The sequence below is a fragment of the Granulosicoccus sp. 3-233 genome (genome assembly GCF_052681095.1).
Genome location: NZ_JBQYLE010000002.1, coordinates 564,848 through 582,325, shown reverse-complemented (window position 1 = coordinate 582,325; position 17,478 = coordinate 564,848). Strand labels below are relative to the sequence as shown.

At 59.3% G+C, this 17,478-nt stretch carries 15 protein-coding genes; 6 read left to right on the top strand and 9 right to left on the bottom strand.

The window, feature by feature from the left end; all coding sequences use genetic code 11:
* Nucleotides 1-72: 72 nt before the first annotated feature.
* The 5 genes from ACUNV4_RS07430 to ACUNV4_RS07410 all read right to left on the bottom strand — a co-directional run bounded on the left by ACUNV4_RS07430 (nucleotide 73) and on the right by ACUNV4_RS07410 (nucleotide 3,611).
* The gene (locus ACUNV4_RS07430) at nucleotides 73-615 is read right to left on the bottom strand and encodes a queuosine precursor transporter (RefSeq protein WP_430877874.1); all 543 of its coding nucleotides are present in this window, start codon (nucleotides 613-615) and stop codon (nucleotides 73-75) included.
* Between the two features lie 149 nt (nucleotides 616-764).
* Nucleotides 765-1,760 (bottom strand): branched-chain amino acid aminotransferase, encoded by a 996-nt coding sequence (locus tag ACUNV4_RS07425; protein WP_430877873.1) that lies wholly within the window; start codon nucleotides 1,758-1,760, stop codon nucleotides 765-767.
* 12 nt (nucleotides 1,761-1,772) lie between these two features.
* Nucleotides 1,773-2,513: an ATP-binding cassette domain-containing protein gene (locus tag ACUNV4_RS07420; protein WP_430877872.1), complete on the bottom strand. Its 741-nt coding sequence runs from the start codon at nucleotides 2,511-2,513 to the stop codon at nucleotides 1,773-1,775.
* On the bottom strand, nucleotides 2,506-3,222 hold the full coding sequence (locus tag ACUNV4_RS07415; protein WP_430877871.1) for an ABC transporter permease: 717 nt from the start codon (nucleotides 3,220-3,222) through the stop codon (nucleotides 2,506-2,508). The genes ACUNV4_RS07420 and ACUNV4_RS07415 overlap by 8 nt, the downstream gene beginning before the upstream one ends.
* A gap of 14 nt (nucleotides 3,223-3,236) precedes the next feature.
* A complete protein-coding gene (locus ACUNV4_RS07410) occupies nucleotides 3,237-3,611 on the bottom strand; it encodes a diacylglycerol kinase (protein ID WP_430877870.1) in 375 nt (124 codons plus the stop codon).
* Nucleotides 3,612-3,614: 3 nt separating this feature from the next.
* Here ACUNV4_RS07410 and modA point away from each other — a divergent pair, with 3 nt between their 5' ends.
* Genes modA through mbfA form a run of 4 tightly spaced genes read left to right on the top strand, consistent with a single transcriptional unit; the run spans nucleotide 3,615 to nucleotide 7,259 of the window.
* Nucleotides 3,615-4,475, top strand: a complete 861-nt coding sequence (gene modA, locus ACUNV4_RS07405; RefSeq protein ID WP_430877869.1) for a molybdate ABC transporter substrate-binding protein — start codon at nucleotides 3,615-3,617, stop codon at nucleotides 4,473-4,475.
* 17 nt (nucleotides 4,476-4,492) lie between these two features.
* Nucleotides 4,493-5,140 carry a molybdate ABC transporter permease subunit gene (gene modB / locus ACUNV4_RS07400; RefSeq protein WP_430877868.1) on the top strand — a complete coding sequence of 216 codons (648 nt, stop codon included), beginning with the start codon at nucleotides 4,493-4,495 and terminating at the stop codon, nucleotides 5,138-5,140.
* Nucleotides 5,137-6,231 carry an ABC transporter ATP-binding protein gene (locus ACUNV4_RS07395; protein WP_430877867.1) on the top strand — a complete coding sequence of 365 codons (1,095 nt, stop codon included), beginning with the start codon at nucleotides 5,137-5,139 and terminating at the stop codon, nucleotides 6,229-6,231. Before modB ends, ACUNV4_RS07395 begins: the two co-directional genes overlap by 4 nt.
* A gap of 44 nt (nucleotides 6,232-6,275) precedes the next feature.
* Nucleotides 6,276-7,259, top strand: a complete 984-nt coding sequence (gene mbfA, locus ACUNV4_RS07390; RefSeq protein WP_430877866.1) for an iron exporter MbfA — start codon at nucleotides 6,276-6,278, stop codon at nucleotides 7,257-7,259.
* A 166-nt stretch (nucleotides 7,260-7,425) separates the two neighbouring features.
* Here the strand turns inward: mbfA and ACUNV4_RS07385 are convergent, their stop codons facing one another.
* Nucleotides 7,426-8,421, bottom strand: coding sequence for a hypothetical protein (locus tag ACUNV4_RS07385; RefSeq protein ID WP_430877865.1), 996 nt, complete (start codon nucleotides 8,419-8,421; stop codon nucleotides 7,426-7,428).
* Between the two features lie 67 nt (nucleotides 8,422-8,488).
* Nucleotides 8,489-9,298: a hypothetical protein gene (locus ACUNV4_RS07380; protein WP_430877864.1), complete on the bottom strand. Its 810-nt coding sequence runs from the start codon at nucleotides 9,296-9,298 to the stop codon at nucleotides 8,489-8,491.
* Nucleotides 9,299-9,671: 373 nt separating this feature from the next.
* Between ACUNV4_RS07380 and ACUNV4_RS07375 the strand changes: the two genes are divergently transcribed.
* Together ACUNV4_RS07375 and putA are read left to right on the top strand one after the other, a co-directional pair.
* Nucleotides 9,672-10,439: a response regulator transcription factor gene (locus tag ACUNV4_RS07375; protein ID WP_430877863.1), complete on the top strand. Its 768-nt coding sequence runs from the start codon at nucleotides 9,672-9,674 to the stop codon at nucleotides 10,437-10,439.
* Between the two features lie 129 nt (nucleotides 10,440-10,568).
* Nucleotides 10,569-14,183 carry a bifunctional proline dehydrogenase/L-glutamate gamma-semialdehyde dehydrogenase PutA gene (gene putA, locus ACUNV4_RS07370; protein ID WP_430877862.1) on the top strand — a complete coding sequence of 1,205 codons (3,615 nt, stop codon included), beginning with the start codon at nucleotides 10,569-10,571 and terminating at the stop codon, nucleotides 14,181-14,183.
* 146 nt (nucleotides 14,184-14,329) lie between these two features.
* Here the strand turns inward: putA and pntB are convergent, their stop codons facing one another.
* Nucleotides 14,330-15,751 (bottom strand): Re/Si-specific NAD(P)(+) transhydrogenase subunit beta, encoded by a 1,422-nt coding sequence (gene pntB, locus ACUNV4_RS07365; RefSeq protein WP_430877861.1) that lies wholly within the window; start codon nucleotides 15,749-15,751, stop codon nucleotides 14,330-14,332.
* 6 nt (nucleotides 15,752-15,757) lie between these two features.
* Entirely contained in the window at nucleotides 15,758-17,263 is a 1,506-nt protein-coding gene (locus ACUNV4_RS07360; RefSeq protein ID WP_430877860.1) for a Re/Si-specific NAD(P)(+) transhydrogenase subunit alpha, read from the bottom strand.
* Nucleotides 17,264-17,478: the final 215 nt, after the last annotated feature.

Below are 17,478 nucleotides of genomic sequence, written 5' to 3'. Positions count from 1 at the left end.
GGTCGAACGCCAGTACACAGGAACCGACCGATGGCAAGGTAGCTCAGCCGCCGTGATGCAGCTGAGCGCCTGTCACTTGCAGACGCCACTTCGGCTTGTGCTGCTCATGCGGGATGCCAGTACCCCGTACACCAACACGGACAGAGCAGCGACCGACCACTTGACGGCCAGATCCCCCATTGCCCATTGATGCCAGGGAGCACCGGTACCGATGAAGGCGATGCCGAAGAACAGCAGCGTGTCCACAACCGAGCTGATACCGGAAGAGACGCTCGGTGCTACCCACCAGCGACCGACGCGCAGTCTGTCGAAGATGGCCACATCGAGCAATTGAGCGAGCAGAAAGGCCAGGCCGGAGGCAATGGCGATGCGCTGATCGATGGTGTCCACGGACAGTGACAGCAGTACGCCGACGGCGAAGCCGACATACACCACCTTGCGTGCACAGGCAGCGCCCCAGAAACGATTGACAAGGTCATTGACCAGGAAGGCCAGCGGATACGTCAGCGCACCCCAGACCAGCCAGTCATTGATCGGGAAGGCAACCAGGTAATTGGATGCGCCGACAATGACCGCCATGGCAACCACGGCCCACCAGGGAAAACGAGATGTCAAGACAGAACTCCTGAAAACCGGCGATTATAACCCGAGCGGCGGCATTGGCAGGATTGCCGAGCGGATACGCTGCGACAATTGCTGCCTGTGTCGGAAAATCAGGAGCTCGAACGGACCCTTTGCTGGTATCCGGGCCTGCCGATCCAATATCAGAGGTGCGTCAGCCAGCCATGTGTGTCGGCACTCTTGCCCCACTGAATGGCATTGAGTTCCTCGCGCATGGCACGAATTCGTGGCCCCACCTGGCCGCTTCCCACCTTGTACTCCCGCCCACCGTGTATCAAGGTGCCCACAGCGGCCAGCACCGCAGCGGTGCCGGACAGGCCCGCCTCGCAATCGGGCTTTGCCGAACGCTCCAGCAGCTCTTCGACCGTCAGCTCACGCTCCTGCACATCCATGCCCTTGTCACGCGCCAGGGTCAGCAGCGAGTCCCGGGTGACCCCGTGCAGAAAGGATTCATCCAGCGCCTTGGTAATGATCTGGTTACCATCCACCAGAATGAAATTCGCCGCCCCGGTTTCCTGCACATCACCACCCGGACAGAACAGTACCTGATCGGCATTGACTTCGCTTCTTGCCCGCATGATGTGCTTCAGCGCGCTGGCGTAGTTGCCCCCGCCCTTGACCATGCCGTGATCCGGTCCACAGCGAACACCTTTTTCATCCAGCAGCAGACGCAGACAGGCATCGCCGCCGGCGAAGTAGTCGGCAACCGGTGACAACAGCACATACTGCATGGAGCTTGCAGATGGCGCGGCCGCCTTGCCGATGGCCGCTTCGGTACCGATATGTGTCGGCCTGATGTACATGGACGCAGGCGTGTCCGGGATTTCGTCGGCGTACAGAGCAACGATCTCGGTGATCATGCGCGTGGTCTGCTCCTGATCGATGGCCGGCAAATACAACAGCTGGCTGCTTTGCGCAAAGCGCGCCACATTTCTGTCCATGCGGAAGATGGCGACACTGCCATCCACCTGACGGAAGGCCTTCAACCCTTCGAAGCAGGTGCTGGCGTAATGCAGAACATGCGCCCCGGGATGCAGCGATATGGAATCACTGGGTACAATCCGGGCATCACTCCAGCCATCGGCAAAATGGCTGATGACCATCTTGTCCATGAATCGAGTACCAAAATCACCTGCCATAACCACTCCTTCTCATACCAGCAGCTCGCCAGCCAGCCAGCGACGCGATACCGGATTGTTAGTCTGATTGAAAAATATCGTGCAAGGGCTTTGTTCGACAATCCGGCCGTTGTGCATCAGCACGACTTCCTGTGCCAGTCGCCTGACCTGACCTACATCATGACTGACCATGACCAGACGCAAACCTGCCTGCATGGCGACAGTCAGTTGCTGCTCTATGACCAGTGTCGAGGCCGGGTCGACGTTTGCCGTCGCTTCATCGAGGAAGAGCATATCAGGCTTCAGTGCCAGCGCACGTGCCAATGCGACCCGTTGCTGTTCTCCACCCGACAGCCGCTGTGCCGACACATGCATGATCGTCTCCAGTCCGGCATCCTGCAGGGCCTGGATGGCCTGTTGTCTGGCCTGCCGTGGCGTCAGGCCGGTAAGGCGCAATGCATAGACGAGATTCTGCAAGGCGCTGCGGCGCAGCAGGACCGGACGCTGCAGCAGCAGTCCGATCTGGTGTCGGCGGGCTGCATCCGGGGCCGAACCCGCCCACAATACCCGTCCGTGATCGGGGACCATCAGATCACACAGGGTACGGATCAGCAATGACTTGCCCGCACCGTTCGGTCCGACGATGGCGCTGCAGGGCGCCTGCCCCAGACTGATGCTCGGCAGATCGAGCAGCACACGCCCAGCACGCTCGATCTGCAGGGATTCGCCGACCACGAGACCGACCGCTGATGACCCACTACGCTGCTCAGGCATGTCCACTGACTCCCTGACGACGCATGTAGGAGCCCAGTCCGAGCACCGCCGCATTGACCATCAGGGCCAGCATCACCAGCACGATGCCCAGGCCCAGAGCCAGCGACAGATTGCCCTTGGAGGTCTCCAGTGCAATGGTGGTGGTCATGACGCGCGTGACATGATTGATGTTGCCACCCACGATGATGACCGCGCCCACCTCGGCGATGGCTCGTCCGAAACCGGCCAGTACTGCGGTCAACAGGCCATGACGCCCCTCCCACAGCAGAGTCTGCAGCCGACGCCACCCGGTGACGCCGAACAGGGTCAGCTGATCGGCATACTGCTCGTGCAATACAGTGATCGTCTCGCGCGTCAGTGCCGTCAGAATCGGCGTGACCAGAATCGACTGAGCGATGATCATCGCAGCGGGCGTATACAGTAGCTGCAAGGGTCCCAGAACACCGGCATTGGACAACAGCAGATAGACCACCAGGCCGACCACCACCGGGGGGAGTCCCATCATGGCACTGGTCAGCGTCACCAGCACCGGCCGTAGTCGTGACCGGGTGACCGCCAGCCAGGCGCCCAGGGGAAATCCGATGATCGCGCCGATCAGCACGGCGCACAGACTGACCTTCAGCGACAGCAGAATGATCTCCTGCAGGTCACCATCAAAGGCCATGATCAGGTGCAGCGCTTCCAGCAGCGCATCGGAAAAACTCTGCATGGGAACTCAGGCAATCAAGCGGCAAACCAGATGCCGAATACCACGATATCCACCCAGACATACAGCCACAGAGCCAGCGTCATCAAGACGGCCCCCGACCCCATATCCTTGGCCCTGCCCGACAACAGGTGGTGCTCGGCACTGACCCGATCAACCACGGCCTCCACCGCACTGTTGACCAGCTCGACAATCAGGACAAGCGCAGTCACACTGACCAGCAGAACACGTTCGACACGACTGACGTCCAGCAGGAATACCAGTGGCAGGAAAACCAGCGCCAGAATCAGTTCCTGACGAAAGGCTGCTTCGTGATGAATTGCCGCTCGAATACCGTTAAAGGCGTAAACTCCCGCAAGTCGAATTCTTCGGATTCCAGTATTCTTCTGCATTCAATGACGACCCTGATTCACTTTCCGGTATGCACCCGCATGAAGCATAACGTGCTGAAGCAATCAACGGGTATGATGACAGTGTTGTTACTGGCCGTTCTGCTGTTCACAGCTACTGTGCCAGCATCGACACAAGCCTCCGGGCAACCGCCTCTGCTGGCACTGGCGTCAAGCTTTCGTGATCTGTGGCCCGAATTGAGCCAGCTGTACAGCGAACAGACCGGACAGCCGGTACCACGCACCAGCTTTGCATCCTCTGGTCTGTTGAGCACGCAGATTCGACATGGTGCTCCCTTCGAACTCTTCCTGTCCGCCGACGAAGCCAGCGTCGACCGATTGCATGCGGCCGGCAAGACACGCGATGCCGGAGCCCTGCTGGCACGGGGAACGCTCTCGTTGGTCTCCTTGCGCAATCAGGGCGATGACACCGATGAACAAGACCTTGATCACACGCCGACGCTGAGCATGCTGAATGAAGGCATCGAGCGGCAACAGGCCTTCAGAATCGCCATACCCAATCCGCAACATGCCCCCTACGGCAAGGCGGCCAGGGAATCACTGCAGAACAATGGCCTGTGGCCACTGCCACCCGGCTTTCTGCTCAATGCCGAGAATGCCGCTCAGACCCTGCAGTTTGCACTCACGGGGGCCGTCGAATACGCCATCGTTCCGGATTCATTACTGATTGGTGCGCCTGCCGAGTTGCTCGTCACGCCACTACCTGCTGACAGCTATCGGGCCGTTGTACACAAGATGGTCCTGCTTGAGTCTGCCGGCTTGCAGGCAGAACGGTTGTTCAACTGGCTGCAGCAGCCATCGGCCAGCGCGGTTCTGGCACGCCATGGCCTGACACCCGTTCACTGACCGGCATCGACGCACTCATGTCACCGTTTCTGGTTTCCTTCAAACTGGCCTTGTGGACGGCCCTCATCCTGCTGCCCCTGGGCTTGCTGATGGGTCGCTGGCTGGCGTTCTCGACCTTCCGCTACAAGCCCTGGATAGAAGCCCTGCTGTTTCTGCCACTGATTCTGCCACCGACAGTCATCGGCTATTATCTGCTGCAATTGTTCAGCCCGGAGACTGTCACCGGTGCCCTGAGCACCCGTTTGCTCGGAGCACCACTGGTGTTCACCTTTCCGGGTCTGGTGGTGGCGTCGATCGTGGTGAACCTGCCGTTTGCCGTGCAACCGATTCAACTGGCGTTCAGTGCCCTGCCACTGGAAGTGCGCGAAGCGGCCTGGGTCAGTGGTCTGTCACCCTGGAAGACCTGGTGGCACATCGAGCTGCCGCTTACCTGGCAAGGGCTGCTGGCCAGCGCCACCCTGGTGTTTGCACACACTCTGGGGGAGTTCGGTGTCGTGCTGCTGGTGGGCGGCAACATTGAAGGTGTCACTCGTACCGTGTCCATTGCCATCTACGACAGCGTGCAGGCCTTCGACATGCAGACTGCCGGCTGGTACAGCATTTCGCTGCTGCTGTTCTCACTGCTGGCCCTGCTGATCGTTCGCCGGAGTCAGCCTGCCACGTGACCGGTTCGCTGACAGTCCGCATTCGGCAATCACTTCCCATCAGTCTGGATGTGCAGCTGCACTGTGCTCCCGGAGAACTGCTGGCGCTGGTGGGCCCTTCCGGTAGCGGCAAGAGTACGGTACTGCGAACCATCGCCGGTCTGCACCATTCGGGGACAGCACATGTGAGCTGCGGTGACAGTCACTGGCAGGACAGCGAGGCAAACATCAACCTCTCGCCACAGCAACGACGTGTGGGCATGGTCTTCCAGCACTATGCCCTGTTCCCTCACAAGACGGTACTCGAGAATGTCATGCTGGCCATCCACGATTCCCCTCGGGAAGAGCGTCGGCGGCGGGCTCTGGAATGGCTTGCCCGTACCAACATGACAGGTCTCGAATCTCGCAAGCCTGCGCAGCTGTCCGGCGGTCAGCGGCAGCGCGTCGCCCTGGCCAGAGCACTGGCGCGCGAGCCAGCGGTGCTGTTGCTCGATGAACCGTTTTCTGCCGTCGACCAGCAAACCCGCCGCAAGCTGTATCGCGAGCTCGCCCAGTTGCGTCTCCACCTGCAGGTGCCGATGCTGCTGGTCACTCACGATATCAACGAAGTGCAGCAGTTGGCCGACAGCCTCTGTCTGATACATCGCGGGAAGTCCTTGCAGCAGGGCGATGTCCAGGAGGTCATCAACGCGCCTCGCGACAAGGAAACGGCCAAGCTGCTCGGTCACCAGAATCTGCTGCCGGCCAGGGTACTGCAGAACCAGCCCTCACAGACACTCTACGAGCTTGAATCCGGCGAACAGATGAGCGGACCACCCGGTGAACTTGCCAGCGGCAGCGCCGTGATACTGCTGGTGCCTCCCACCACGATCTCCATCCTGGATGCGTCACAACCGGGAACGAGTGGCAACTGCCTGCGAGGCACCGTCAGCGACGCGGTGGGCATGGGCGACGAACTGTCAGTCCGGCTTCATCTGGAAACGGTCACCAAGGCTCTGCGCTTCCGGGTTCCACTGCACGTTGCCAGACAATCCGGGATACGTGCAGGCGTGACACTTGACATCAGGATACGGGATACAGATATTCATGCGATCGCCGCTGAACCTGGATGAACAAGGCCAGCGTCATCTCAACGGACGCACACTGAACAAGCCGCATGCTGAGTCGAATCCTGCCCAATAGCCGTCGATCCTTCACCAGCCTGAGCGAACAGGAGATACTGGCACTGGCCATTTCCTCCGAAGAGGATGACATGCGCATCTACCGCTCCTACGCCGATGGCCTGCGCGACAGCTACCCTGACTCCGCACGCATCTTCGATGGCATGGCGGAAGAGGAAAATCGTCATCGAAGCCTGCTGATCGAGCTGCACAAGCGCCGCTTCGGCAATGAAATTCCGTTGATTCGTCGTGAACATGTCCGCGGCTACTACGAACGCAAACCCGATTGGCTGGTTCGCCCACTGCCTTTGGCCAGAACACGCGCCATGGCCGAAGAAATGGAGACGCAGGCAGAGCGCTTCTATCGCGCAGCCGCGTCCCGCGTTCAGGATGCCGATACCCGAAAGCTGTTGGGGGACCTGGCCAACGCCGAGTCCCGACACAACGATCTGGCGGTCAGGCTGGGTCAGGAGAACGTGCCGGAGGAAGTCAGGACCCGAGAAGAGGACACCGAGAAACGGCAATTCCTGCTCACCTATGTGCAACCCGGCCTGGCAGGCCTGATGGACGGCTCGATCTCCACACTGGCCCCCATCTTCGCGGCAGCCTTTGCCACCGGCGACACCTGGAATACCTTCCTGATCGGTTTGTCAGCGTCCATTGGCGCAGGGATCTCCATGGGATTCACCGAAGCGGCCCATGACGATGGTGTGCTGACCGGGCGAGGTTCACCGATCAAGCGCGGCCTGGCGTCGGGCATCATGACCACCATCGGCGGCCTGGGCCATGCCCTGCCCTACCTGATCCCGGATTTTCGAACGGCGACCACGGTGGCCATCGCCGTGGTATTCGTGGAACTCTGGGCCATCACCTGGATCCAGAACCGGTACATGGAAACACCGTGGGGACGTGCCATCTTTCAGGTCATTCTGGGTGGATCACTGGTGCTCGCAGCGGGTATCCTGATCGGGGTCGCGTGACAGGATCCGGCATCACGGCAACCGTACTTTTCAGGCATCCTTCCTGCGCCCTGGCTCTCGCCAGAGCGCAGGAAGGATGAAAAAGTCTGCCGATATCGCCAATAGCTACAGGACCTGCGATCCGACTTTCGCCAGGACGCCGGTGGACCGGAGTCTGCCGATACCTTCAGGTATTGTCTTCCAGCACGATTTCGTTCTTGTCACAGCTCCTGACGGCGGCCTGGAACCCCATCTTTATCAGGGACTCGTTGCTCGCCGAAAGACTGCCCTTCATGACCGTCGCGCCACTTCTCTCCACCAGTGCCGTGGTGGTGAGCTGCGCCTGCTCCAGAACCCGGGCGAACCTGATGCGGCGGTCATCATCGCGGGATGCCATGCCAAGCTCGTTGCCAGCCCCGGTCAGACCTCGGACGATGAAGATCTCCGACGTGATGTTGATCTCCCCCGTGTGGTTGGCTGCACCATTCAGATTGCAGGTACGAACCACGATTTCCCCGCCATGGAACAGCGACTTGCCGGCCAATCGGATCAGATAGGAGAGGCTCAGGGTCAACAGGCTGCGATCTGCCATGATGCGGTTCGGCAATTGTTCCAGCTCCAGACGGAACATGACGATGGCGGGCATCTCGTTGGTCAGCCTGGCAACGGTCTCCCGCAGGATCGCGTTCAGATCGACTACCGACAACTCCGTGTGTCCGGACGATGAAAACACGGTCAGTTGCTGAATCCGGTCAATGGCCAGAGTTGCTGCCTCGCGGATATTCTCCACCGGTTTGCAGGCCGGTGATTCCGACTCGAGCATCATGCTGGCCAGCTCGGCATTACCCACGACCACCTGCATATCGTTGTTGAGCTCGTGCTTCACCACACGAAACATCGACAACATGGCCTGCAACTGCCGATCGCTGTTGTTGGCCATTTTAAGGCTGGTCGCCTGATGCCAGTGTCTGATCAACAGGGCCATGGCCACCAGACCAGCAGCTGCCCCTTGCAGTAACAGTAGAACGCCTGGCTCGAACCACGCATGCGCGGGTGGCCAGATCTGCCATGCCATGGCAAGCAGACCTGAACCGATGGCCGCTATCAGCATCACGCTTACCGCCAGCCTCATCCACCGGTAGTTTCGTGATCGATCGGCCTCAAGCATTGCCTTCTGTTGCATGACGAGTGATTTGGCGGCTATCAGTCGGGCTTCGCTGGGATGTTGATTCTGCGAGCTAATGCCTGTGTCAGTCAAGTTCCTGCGAGTGAAGGGAAGTGTATTGGTACGCACTGACGCTGGTATACTTGGCACTGGACACCTCGTTGACAGAAGAAGCAGGCTGAGCGTTGGCTGAATTGAGCGTTGCCTGCAAGAGAGCCAGCAGTATGATCATGGTGGTGAATGGCACTCTGAGGTCGAGGCTCGAGATGTCGGAGCCAGTGAAGGCGGCGGTGTTCTTCGCCAAAGCTTCACTCAGTGGTCCGCGACGACGCAATGGCGTACGACGAAACCGGTCGATGCCTGTCTGCTGAGGATTGTCCGAGCGCCTGCTGACGCTGTTCACTCCCAGCCCGTCTTCGGAGGTCCGCTGATCATTGGCCGACACATCCACCCCCGATCTGTCCGACAGCACATCGTTGACAGATGCGTGATCAGGTCTTTGCAACACAGGCTGGGTCTGCGCCTCCGCAAATGCTTCAGGTTTGTAGAATTCCGGGACGTAGGTACCGACGCGCAACACCACTCTGGCCAGACAGTCGGAATTGTCTTCGTAGGCAGCTGCCAGTGTCTTGCGCAAGCGAAGTGCCAGCACACGGACAGACGGATCGGCTTGAGCATCGAAGTCGTCCGGCTTGCCAAGTGCGTCAACGCCAACGGTATAGGCCTTGATGCGCGAACCGTTACCTTTCAGTGTTTCGCATACGATGTAGCGGAGAAACGCCGACATCTGCCTGGCGCCCGAAAAGCGGCGGTCGGACAACAGACGATCCAGTTCCGCTCGAATCACGGAAGGATCAGATTCGGCGAGCGACGAGTTATTGCTTGGACTATTCATGGCTGACTTTGATTTCCGTATATTTGAATAGATAAAGGAATCAAACTGAACAACGCGCATGTCCGTCTCTGGTGTTACAGAAAGACAACTTCTTTCAGTGAGATCTCGTGAATTTCATTATCATTGCGGTTTGTAAAGCTATTAGTGACATTTCGCAGGCATTGCGTCAGGATTGGTAAGCGCTTGGTAATCCGGCTCGCAAGGCCCCACCCCTCAGGCATGCAGACGCTACGGACAGCTTCATGAAAATGCACCGATGGCCACCTACCAATATTGAGAGTTCAATCGCTGGTCGTTGCACTCGCTGCTGGTTATCATCCCCATGTAACAGACCAATGTATCTCCCTCTGCTCATCAAATCCTGTCAAACAAAGTGATCCATACGGCGAAGATACTGGTCGTCGACGACGACTTCAGAATTAGGGATCTGCTGCGGACTTCTCTTGAAGCCGAGGGCTTCGCTGTGGCAGAAGCAGCCACCAGTGAGGAGTTGTACGAATGCCTCGCTTCAGGCGAGATCGACCTGATCACCATGGATGTGCTGCTGGATCGTGAAAATGGCCTGGATCTGGTCCGGGACATACGCCGGCACAGCGAAATTCCGATCATTCTGGTGTCGGGCCGCGTCGACCTCATCGATACGGTGGTCGGCCTGGAGATCGGCGCTGACGATTACATTACCAAGCCCTTTCCGATCCGCGAACTCATTGCCAGAGTACGTTCAGTGCTGCGACGCGCCCGCTCGACCGCCAGCTCCTACTCGGCGCCACCACCCCCGCCGCCGCCTGCGCCCGAAGACACCGGCGATGCCATGGAGGTTGTCCGCTTCGGCGACTGGACCCTGATGCCCGCCGCGAGAGAGTTGCGAGGTCCCGACAACAAGATCGTCGGACTGACCACCGCCGAGTACGATCTTCTGGAAATATTCGTGAACAGCCCGATGCGAGCCCTGAGCCGTGACCATCTGATGGAGCAGCTTACGGGACGAGACTGGCAGCCCAACGATCGTGTGATCGACAATCATGTGGCTCAGCTTCGCAAGAAGATCGAATCGGACGACGGATTCGAGTGGATCAAGACCGTGCGCGGTACAGGCTACATGTTTGCCAGTAAAACCACTCGTGAGACGCTGCAAATCTGACTATTTGCCCTGTGCTGTGTCGTCATTTCAGATCAAACGTCGTTTAGAGACACAAATATAGACGAATAGTCTTACGCATTGCTTGCATACTCGATAACACACCCCCCTCCTTACGGATTGTTATCGACGATGCCTACCCGATCCCCTTTCGACGATGCCGCTGTCAACAGCCAGCCGACAGATGCAGCTCTGACCATATCGCATTCGGCCGACGACGATTCCCTGGCAGCAATCAGTGGCAGTTCCGATCGCCTCAATGCATTGCGGGCCGAGCTGCGACAACGCTATCTGATGAGTGAGCCTCAGGTGGTCGATCAATTGCTGACCTCGCTGGAACTCGATGACCGAACACTGGACATCATCCATCAGGACGCCTGCAATCTGGTCGAACAGCTGCGTGCACACGACAAGCCCACCATGATGGAGAGCTTTCTGTCTGAATACGGCCTGTCCACGCGGGAAGGCGTTGGCCTGATGTGTCTGGCCGAAGCACTGCTGAGGGTACCCGATGCCACCACCATCGACGAGCTGATTGCCGACAAACTGGAAAGCTCGGACTGGGCGGCTCACCTGGGACAATCCAGTTCGCCGCTGGTCAATGCGTCCACCTGGGCCCTGATGCTCACCGGGCGTGTGCTCGACGACGGCGACCACCCGACCCGATCCCTGTCCGGACTGCTCAAGCGAGTGGGTGAGCCCGTCGTGCGAACAGCTGTCGGTCAGGCCATGAAGCTGCTGGGCAGACAATTCGTGCTTGGTCAGAATATCGATCAGGCGGTCCGTGAGGCAAGAACACTGGAAAAGCAGGGTTACACCTATTCCTACGACATGCTGGGTGAAGCGGCGCATACCTTCGACGACGCAGATCGCTACACACGCGCCTATGCCACGGCCATCGAGCGTCTGTCCACGGTCGATGGCAGAACCATTCGCGACAAGCCGGGAATATCGGTCAAGCTCTCGGCCCTGCACCCGCGATACGAGTACACCCATCACAAGGCTGTCATGAGCGAACTGCTGCCGCGTGTCACGCAGCTGGCTATCCAGGCGAAGACCGCCGGCATCGGCTTCAACATCGATGCCGAAGAAGCCGATCGCCTGGAATTGTCCATGGATGTCATCGGCGCCCTGCTGGCAGACCCGGCCCTGGCAGGCTGGGATGGTCTGGGGGTTGTCGTTCAGGCCTACAGCCGCCGGGCACTGCCCGTCATCAACTGGCTGCTGGCCGTTGCCGAGCTCAACCAGCGCAGGATCATGGTCAGGCTGGTCAAGGGTGCCTACTGGGATACCGAGATCAAACAGGCACAGGAACTGGGACTGGCCTCCTTTCCGGTCTTCACCCGCAAGATCAATACCGACGTCAGCTATCTGGCCTGTGCCCAGGTTCTGCTGGCCAATCGGCACCTGGTCTATCCGCAGTTCGCCACGCACAATGCGCACAGCGTCAGCGCCATTCGCCAGATGGCCGGAGAGGATACGCAGAGTTACGAGTTCCAGCGCCTGCACGGCATGGGCGAATCACTGCATGAACGGGTACACCGGGAGTACAAGACACGCTGCCGGATCTATGCCCCCGTCGGCGCTCATCGGGATCTGCTGGCCTATCTGGTGCGGCGGCTGCTGGAGAACGGGGCCAACAGCTCCTTCGTCAATCAGATCGTCGATCACCGGATCTCACCAGCGGACGTGGCCCGTTGCCCGGTCAGGGAAGTACGCAGAACCAGCCCCATCGAACATCCCGGCATCGTACTGCCGGCCGACCTGTACCAGCCACAGCGCAGCAATTCCAAGGGCTTTCGCATCAACGACCCGGCATCCATCACGCCACTGCTGAATGACCGTGAAGCGTTTCGGGAGACTCGCTGGCAGGTTGCCCCGCTGATCAATGGGCAGCCTCCCATGGAAGCCGGCGAAGCCCTGTATTCACCCAATGATGCACGTGATCTGGTCGGGCATGTCGCCCCCGCAACAGCCGAACAGGTCAGCCAGGCGATCGATGCTGCCGTCAGTTTCCGAAACGAATGGGCAGAGACGCCGGTAGCCATTCGTGCTGCCGCCTTGCAGAACACAGCCGATGCCTTTGAAGCCCATACCGCGGAATTCTGCGCCATGCTGTGTCGAGAGGCAGGCAAGACCCTGAACGATGCCATCTCGGAAGTGCGTGAGGCCGTCGATTTTCTTCGCTATTACGCAGCCGTGGCACCGGAATCGGCAGCCTCGGCCGAAGGGACTGAAGGACACGGGGTCATGGCCTGCATAAGTCCATGGAACTTCCCGCTGGCCATCTTCACCGGACAGATTGCCGGTGCGCTTGTCAGCGGCAATGTCGTCATCGCCAAACCGGCTGAACAGACACCACTGCTGGCTGGCAAGGCTGTCACCCTGATGCACCAGAACGGCATTCCTGCCGGTGCATTGCAACTGCTGCCCGGATTCGGCTCCACGGTTGGGCAGCAACTGACCGCAGACCCACGCATCGACGGTGTCTGCTTCACGGGCTCCACCGATACCAGCCGGCTCATCGAGCGATCACTGGCCAGACGAAGCCCCGAGCAGGTCGCTGCAGGAGCCAGTCCCAACCCGCTGCTGATGGCCGAGACCGGCGGTCTGAATGCCATGATTGTCGATAGCTCGGCACTGACCGAACAAGTGGTGCGAGATACGGTCATGTCTGCCTTCCAGAGCGCCGGGCAACGCTGCTCGGCCTTGCGCATCCTGTATGTGCAGAAGGAAGCCTACCAACGCGTTCTGACCATGCTGCAGGGTGCCATGGATGCACTGTCTCTCGGACATCCCTGGCAATTGTCCACCGATGTCGGTCCGGTCATCGACGCAGATGCCCATACCGCATTCAGTGATTACATCGACCAGCATCGACAGGCTGGCAGCCTGTTGCACCAGGTCGAGATGCCGGCCGAGCTGCAAGCCGATGCCGACTGCAATCGCCTCATCATTGCACCAGCCCTGATCAAGGTAGATGGCATTGCCGACATGGAACGGGAAATATTCGGTCCGGTACTGCATCTGGCCAGTTTCGAGGCACGCGACCTGTCAAAGGTGGTCGCTGACATCAATGCTCGCGGCTTCGGGCTGACGTTTGGCCTGCACACCCGTATCGATGACCGGGTTCAGCAAGTGGTCGACTCGATACAGGCCGGCAATGTCTACGTCAACCGCAATCAGATCGGTGCGGTGGTCGGCTCTCAGCCGTTTGGCGGTGAAGGCCTGTCAGGCACAGGACCGAAGGCCGGAGGCCCCTGGTATGTACCGCGGCTGATGAACCGCAGGGTGGCAAGCCACACGCTCCCTCGGACTGATGCACAGGATGATTCAGCGGGACTGGTATTGCCCGGTCCGACAGGCGAGAGCAACCACTGGCGTGTTCTGCCACGCAAGGCAGTACTGCTGTTGGAAACGCAGGCTGGAGCCGGCCACGCCTTGACTGCGACCATCCAGGCATTGGGCTGCACGGTCACCACGATGCCACTGTCGGATGCTCTGGACAGCTCCGGCGAAGCGCTTCATGCACGATTGCAAGAGGATTCGGTAGCCGTGGTTCTGACCGACAGTCAGGACCCCGCTGTACTGCTTGCGATCCGACAGCAGCTGGCGGCAAGCAACGGCCCGCTGCTGCCACTGGTGAATTCGGTGGACGATTCCAGTCGCTTCCTGCTTGAGCGACATATCTGCATCGATACGACAGCAGCGGGAGGCAATGCCAGCCTGCTCGGATCGACGACCTGAGTATCGTCCAACGAAAAACGGGTCCGGGCATGGCCCGGACCCGTTGACGATGCGTGGTTCCTGCTGAATACAAAGCTGTCCCCGGCAGTGACTGCCGGGGCAGCTCGGGACAGGCCAGCGTCTGAACAGACGCTGGTCGTTACCGACTACAGATTGGCAAGTACGCCCTGGACGCTGTCCTTGGCATCACCAAACAGCATGCGAGTATTTTCGCGGAAGAACAGAGGGTTTTCGACACCGGCATAACCGGTGGCCATGGATCGCTTCGAGACGATGACGGTCTTGGCTTTCCAGACTTCCAGAACCGGCATGCCGGCAATCGGGCTGTTCGGATTTTCCATGGCAGACGGATTGACGATATCGTTGGCCCCGATGACGATGACCACATCGGTATCACTCAGATCGTCGTTGATCTCATCCATCTCGAGCACCAGGTCGTAAGGCACATTGGCCTCGGCCAGGAGCACGTTCATGTGGCCGGGCATCCGACCCGCAACCGGGTGAATGGCAAAGCGGATATTGATTCCGGCCGCCTTGAGTTTCTGAGTCAACTCCGATACGGGATGCTGTGCATGCGCTACAGCCATGCCGTAACCGGGCACGATAACCACCGAATCGGCGTTCTTGCACATCTCGGCCACCTCATCGGCATTGATTCCGATGACTTCGCCCTGCTCCTCATCACCGGCATCACCACCGGCAGTCTTGGGAGCATCACCCCAACCGCCCATGATGACGCTCAGAAACTTGCGATTCATGGCACGACACATGATGTAGCTCAGGATGGCACCGCTCGATCCGACCAGGGCACCGACCACGATCAACAGATCGTTGGACAGCATGAAACCGGTAGCCGCTGCAGCCCAGCCAGAGTAACTGTTGAGCATGGAGATGACGACAGGCATATCGGCACCGCCAATGGCCATGACCATGTGCACACCGAAGGCAAAGGCCAGCAGCGTCATGATGATCAGCAGGAAGGTTCCCAGCCCCTTGCCGGCATGTTCGGTGGCGGCATCGGGTGCCGTGCCCAGAAACATGAACAGCAGTACCAGACAGGCAACGCCGATACCGATGTTGAGTGCGTGGCGGTTTGGCAGGATCAACGGCTTGCTGCCGACCTTGCCACTGAGCTTGCCGAATGCAACGACCGATCCGGTGAAGGTCAGCGCACCTATCAGGATTCCCAGATAGATCTCGACGTCATGAATGGTGCGTTCCGTACCCACCAGATGAGACTCCGGCGTCAGATAGCTGGCAAAGCCCACCAGCACCGCCGCCAGACCGACGAAACTGTGCAGAATGGCAACCAGTTCCGGCATCTGAGTCATTTCGACACGCTTTGCCAGCCAGGCACCAATGGCACCACCGATACCCACGGTGACCAGCAGCACACCATAGCTGGACACACCGTCGCCGATGATGGTCGCCAGCACCGCGATGGCCATACCGGCGATACCGGCCTGATTGCCGCGTCTGGCGGTTTCCTGATTGGACAGACCGGCCAGGCTCAGGATAAAGAGAATGGCTGCAATGATGTAGGCAGCCGTAACCATACCTTGATTCATCTTTTCTTATTTCCTGAACATTTTCAGCATGCGCTGAGTTACCAAGAATCCGCCGGCAATATTGATACTGGCAATGAGAGTTGCGAGAGCGGCCAGAAAGACCACCAGACCGGATGAGGAGGAGATCTGCAGCAGCGCACCCACCACGATGATGCCGCTGATGGCATTGGTCACACTCATCAGAGGCGTATGCAGCGCCGGGGTGACACTCCAGACGACCTGATAGCCGACGAAGCAGGCCAGCACGAACACGGTGAAGTGACTCATGAAATCCGCCGGTGCGACACTGCCCACCAGCAACAGGGCAACCGCCGCAACAGCAGCCGCAATGAGACTGCCGCGCGCACTGCCGGTCTTGACTTCGGTGGTTTCGGGTACCACGGCAGGTTTGGCCGCTGGCTTCGGCGCAGCAGACAGTTTCGGTGGCGGGGGTGGCCAGGTGATCTCGCCCTCCTTGATCACGGTGGCACCACGGATGACTTCATCCTCCATGTTGACGTTGATCACGCCATCCTTTTCCGGCGTGAGGTCGGCCAGCAGGTGCCGCAGGTTCGTGCCATAGAGCTGGCTAGACTGGGCTGCCATGCGGCTGGGCAGATCGGTGTAGCCGATCAATGTCACTTCGCCATGCTTGACGATTTCGTTGGCTCGAGTGAGTTTGCAGTTACCGCCCTGTTCGGCGGCCAGATCGACGATGACACTGCCCGGTTTCATGGACTCGACCATGTCGGTCATGATCAGTTCGGGCGCTGGCCTGCCGGGAATCAGGGCTGTCGTGATGATGATATCGACCTCCTTTGCCTGTTCCCGAAACAGGGCCATCTCGGCATCGATGAATTCCTTGCTCATGACCTTGGCATAGCCGCCTTCACCCGCGCCGTCTTCATCGTCCTTGAAGTCGAGCATCAGAAACTCGGCACCCATGCTCTCGACCTGTTCGGCCGCTTCCGGACGAGTATCGAAGGCGCGCACGATGGCCCCCATGCCGCGTGCGGCACCGATGGCTGCCAGACCCGCAACACCGGCACCGATGACCAGTACCTTGGCTGGTGGCACCTTGCCGGCGGCCGTGATCTGACCGGTGAAGAAACGACCGAACTGATTGGCCGCTTCGACCACTGCGCGATAACCGCCGATGTTGGCCATCGAGCTCAGGGCGTCCATCTTCTGTGCGCGAGACATCCGTGGCACCGAGTCCATGGCCAGCACCGTCACATTGCGTGCGGCCAGAGCCTTCATCAGTTCCTCGTTCTGCGCAGGCCAGATGAAGCTGACCAGCGCTGTACCCGAACGCAACATGGCGACTTCATCGCCGATGTCCGAGTCCTGTGCCGGGGCCCTGACTTTCATTATCAGGTCGGCCTTGTCATATACCGCCTTGGCATCGGGCAGGACTTCCACCCCAGCGTCGGTATACAGTTCGTCTGCAATATTGGCTGCCAGACCGGCACCGCTCTGCACACACAGGGTGTGGCCGAGCTTCATGATGTGACCAGCGGTCTCGGGTGTCATTGCGACACGCCTTTCGCCAGCGTACGTTTCCGTAGGAACTCCGATTAGCACGTAAGACTCCTGCTCAAATTGACCTGTTATTGTACCAGCTGCAATGACACTCAGTTGACAGTCATTGCACTGTGATAATAAGCATAGGCAAATTCAATTGCAGGCCGAAGACAGGCTTGCGCTAATACATCGCGTATTTCGGAACGATCCCGCCTGATTGGCGA

Excerpts from the sequence above, each read along its gene's own strand:
- ACUNV4_RS07385 (WP_430877865.1), bottom strand. The coding sequence starts at position 8,421 with ATGCAACAGAAGGCAATGCTTGAGGCCGATCGATCACGAAACTACCGG.
- ACUNV4_RS07360 (WP_430877860.1), bottom strand. The coding sequence starts at position 17,263 with ATGACACCCGAGACCGCTGGTCACATCATGAAGCTCGGCCACACCCTG.
- ACUNV4_RS07420 (WP_430877872.1), bottom strand. The coding sequence starts at position 2,513 with ATGCCTGAGCAGCGTAGTGGGTCATCAGCGGTCGGTCTCGTGGTCGGC.
- modB (WP_430877868.1), top strand. The coding sequence starts at position 4,493 with ATGTCACCGTTTCTGGTTTCCTTCAAACTGGCCTTGTGGACGGCCCTC.
- ACUNV4_RS07415 (WP_430877871.1), bottom strand. The coding sequence starts at position 3,222 with ATGCAGAGTTTTTCCGATGCGCTGCTGGAAGCGCTGCACCTGATCATG.
- ACUNV4_RS07410 (WP_430877870.1), bottom strand. The coding sequence starts at position 3,611 with ATGCAGAAGAATACTGGAATCCGAAGAATTCGACTTGCGGGAGTTTAC.
- putA (WP_430877862.1), top strand. The coding sequence starts at position 10,569 with ATGCCTACCCGATCCCCTTTCGACGATGCCGCTGTCAACAGCCAGCCG.
- ACUNV4_RS07425 (WP_430877873.1), bottom strand. The coding sequence starts at position 1,760 with ATGGCAGGTGATTTTGGTACTCGATTCATGGACAAGATGGTCATCAGC.
- modA (WP_430877869.1), top strand. The coding sequence starts at position 3,615 with ATGACGACCCTGATTCACTTTCCGGTATGCACCCGCATGAAGCATAAC.
- ACUNV4_RS07380 (WP_430877864.1), bottom strand. The coding sequence starts at position 9,298 with ATGAATAGTCCAAGCAATAACTCGTCGCTCGCCGAATCTGATCCTTCC.
- mbfA (WP_430877866.1), top strand. The coding sequence starts at position 6,276 with ATGCTGAGTCGAATCCTGCCCAATAGCCGTCGATCCTTCACCAGCCTG.
- pntB (WP_430877861.1), bottom strand. The coding sequence starts at position 15,751 with ATGAATCAAGGTATGGTTACGGCTGCCTACATCATTGCAGCCATTCTC.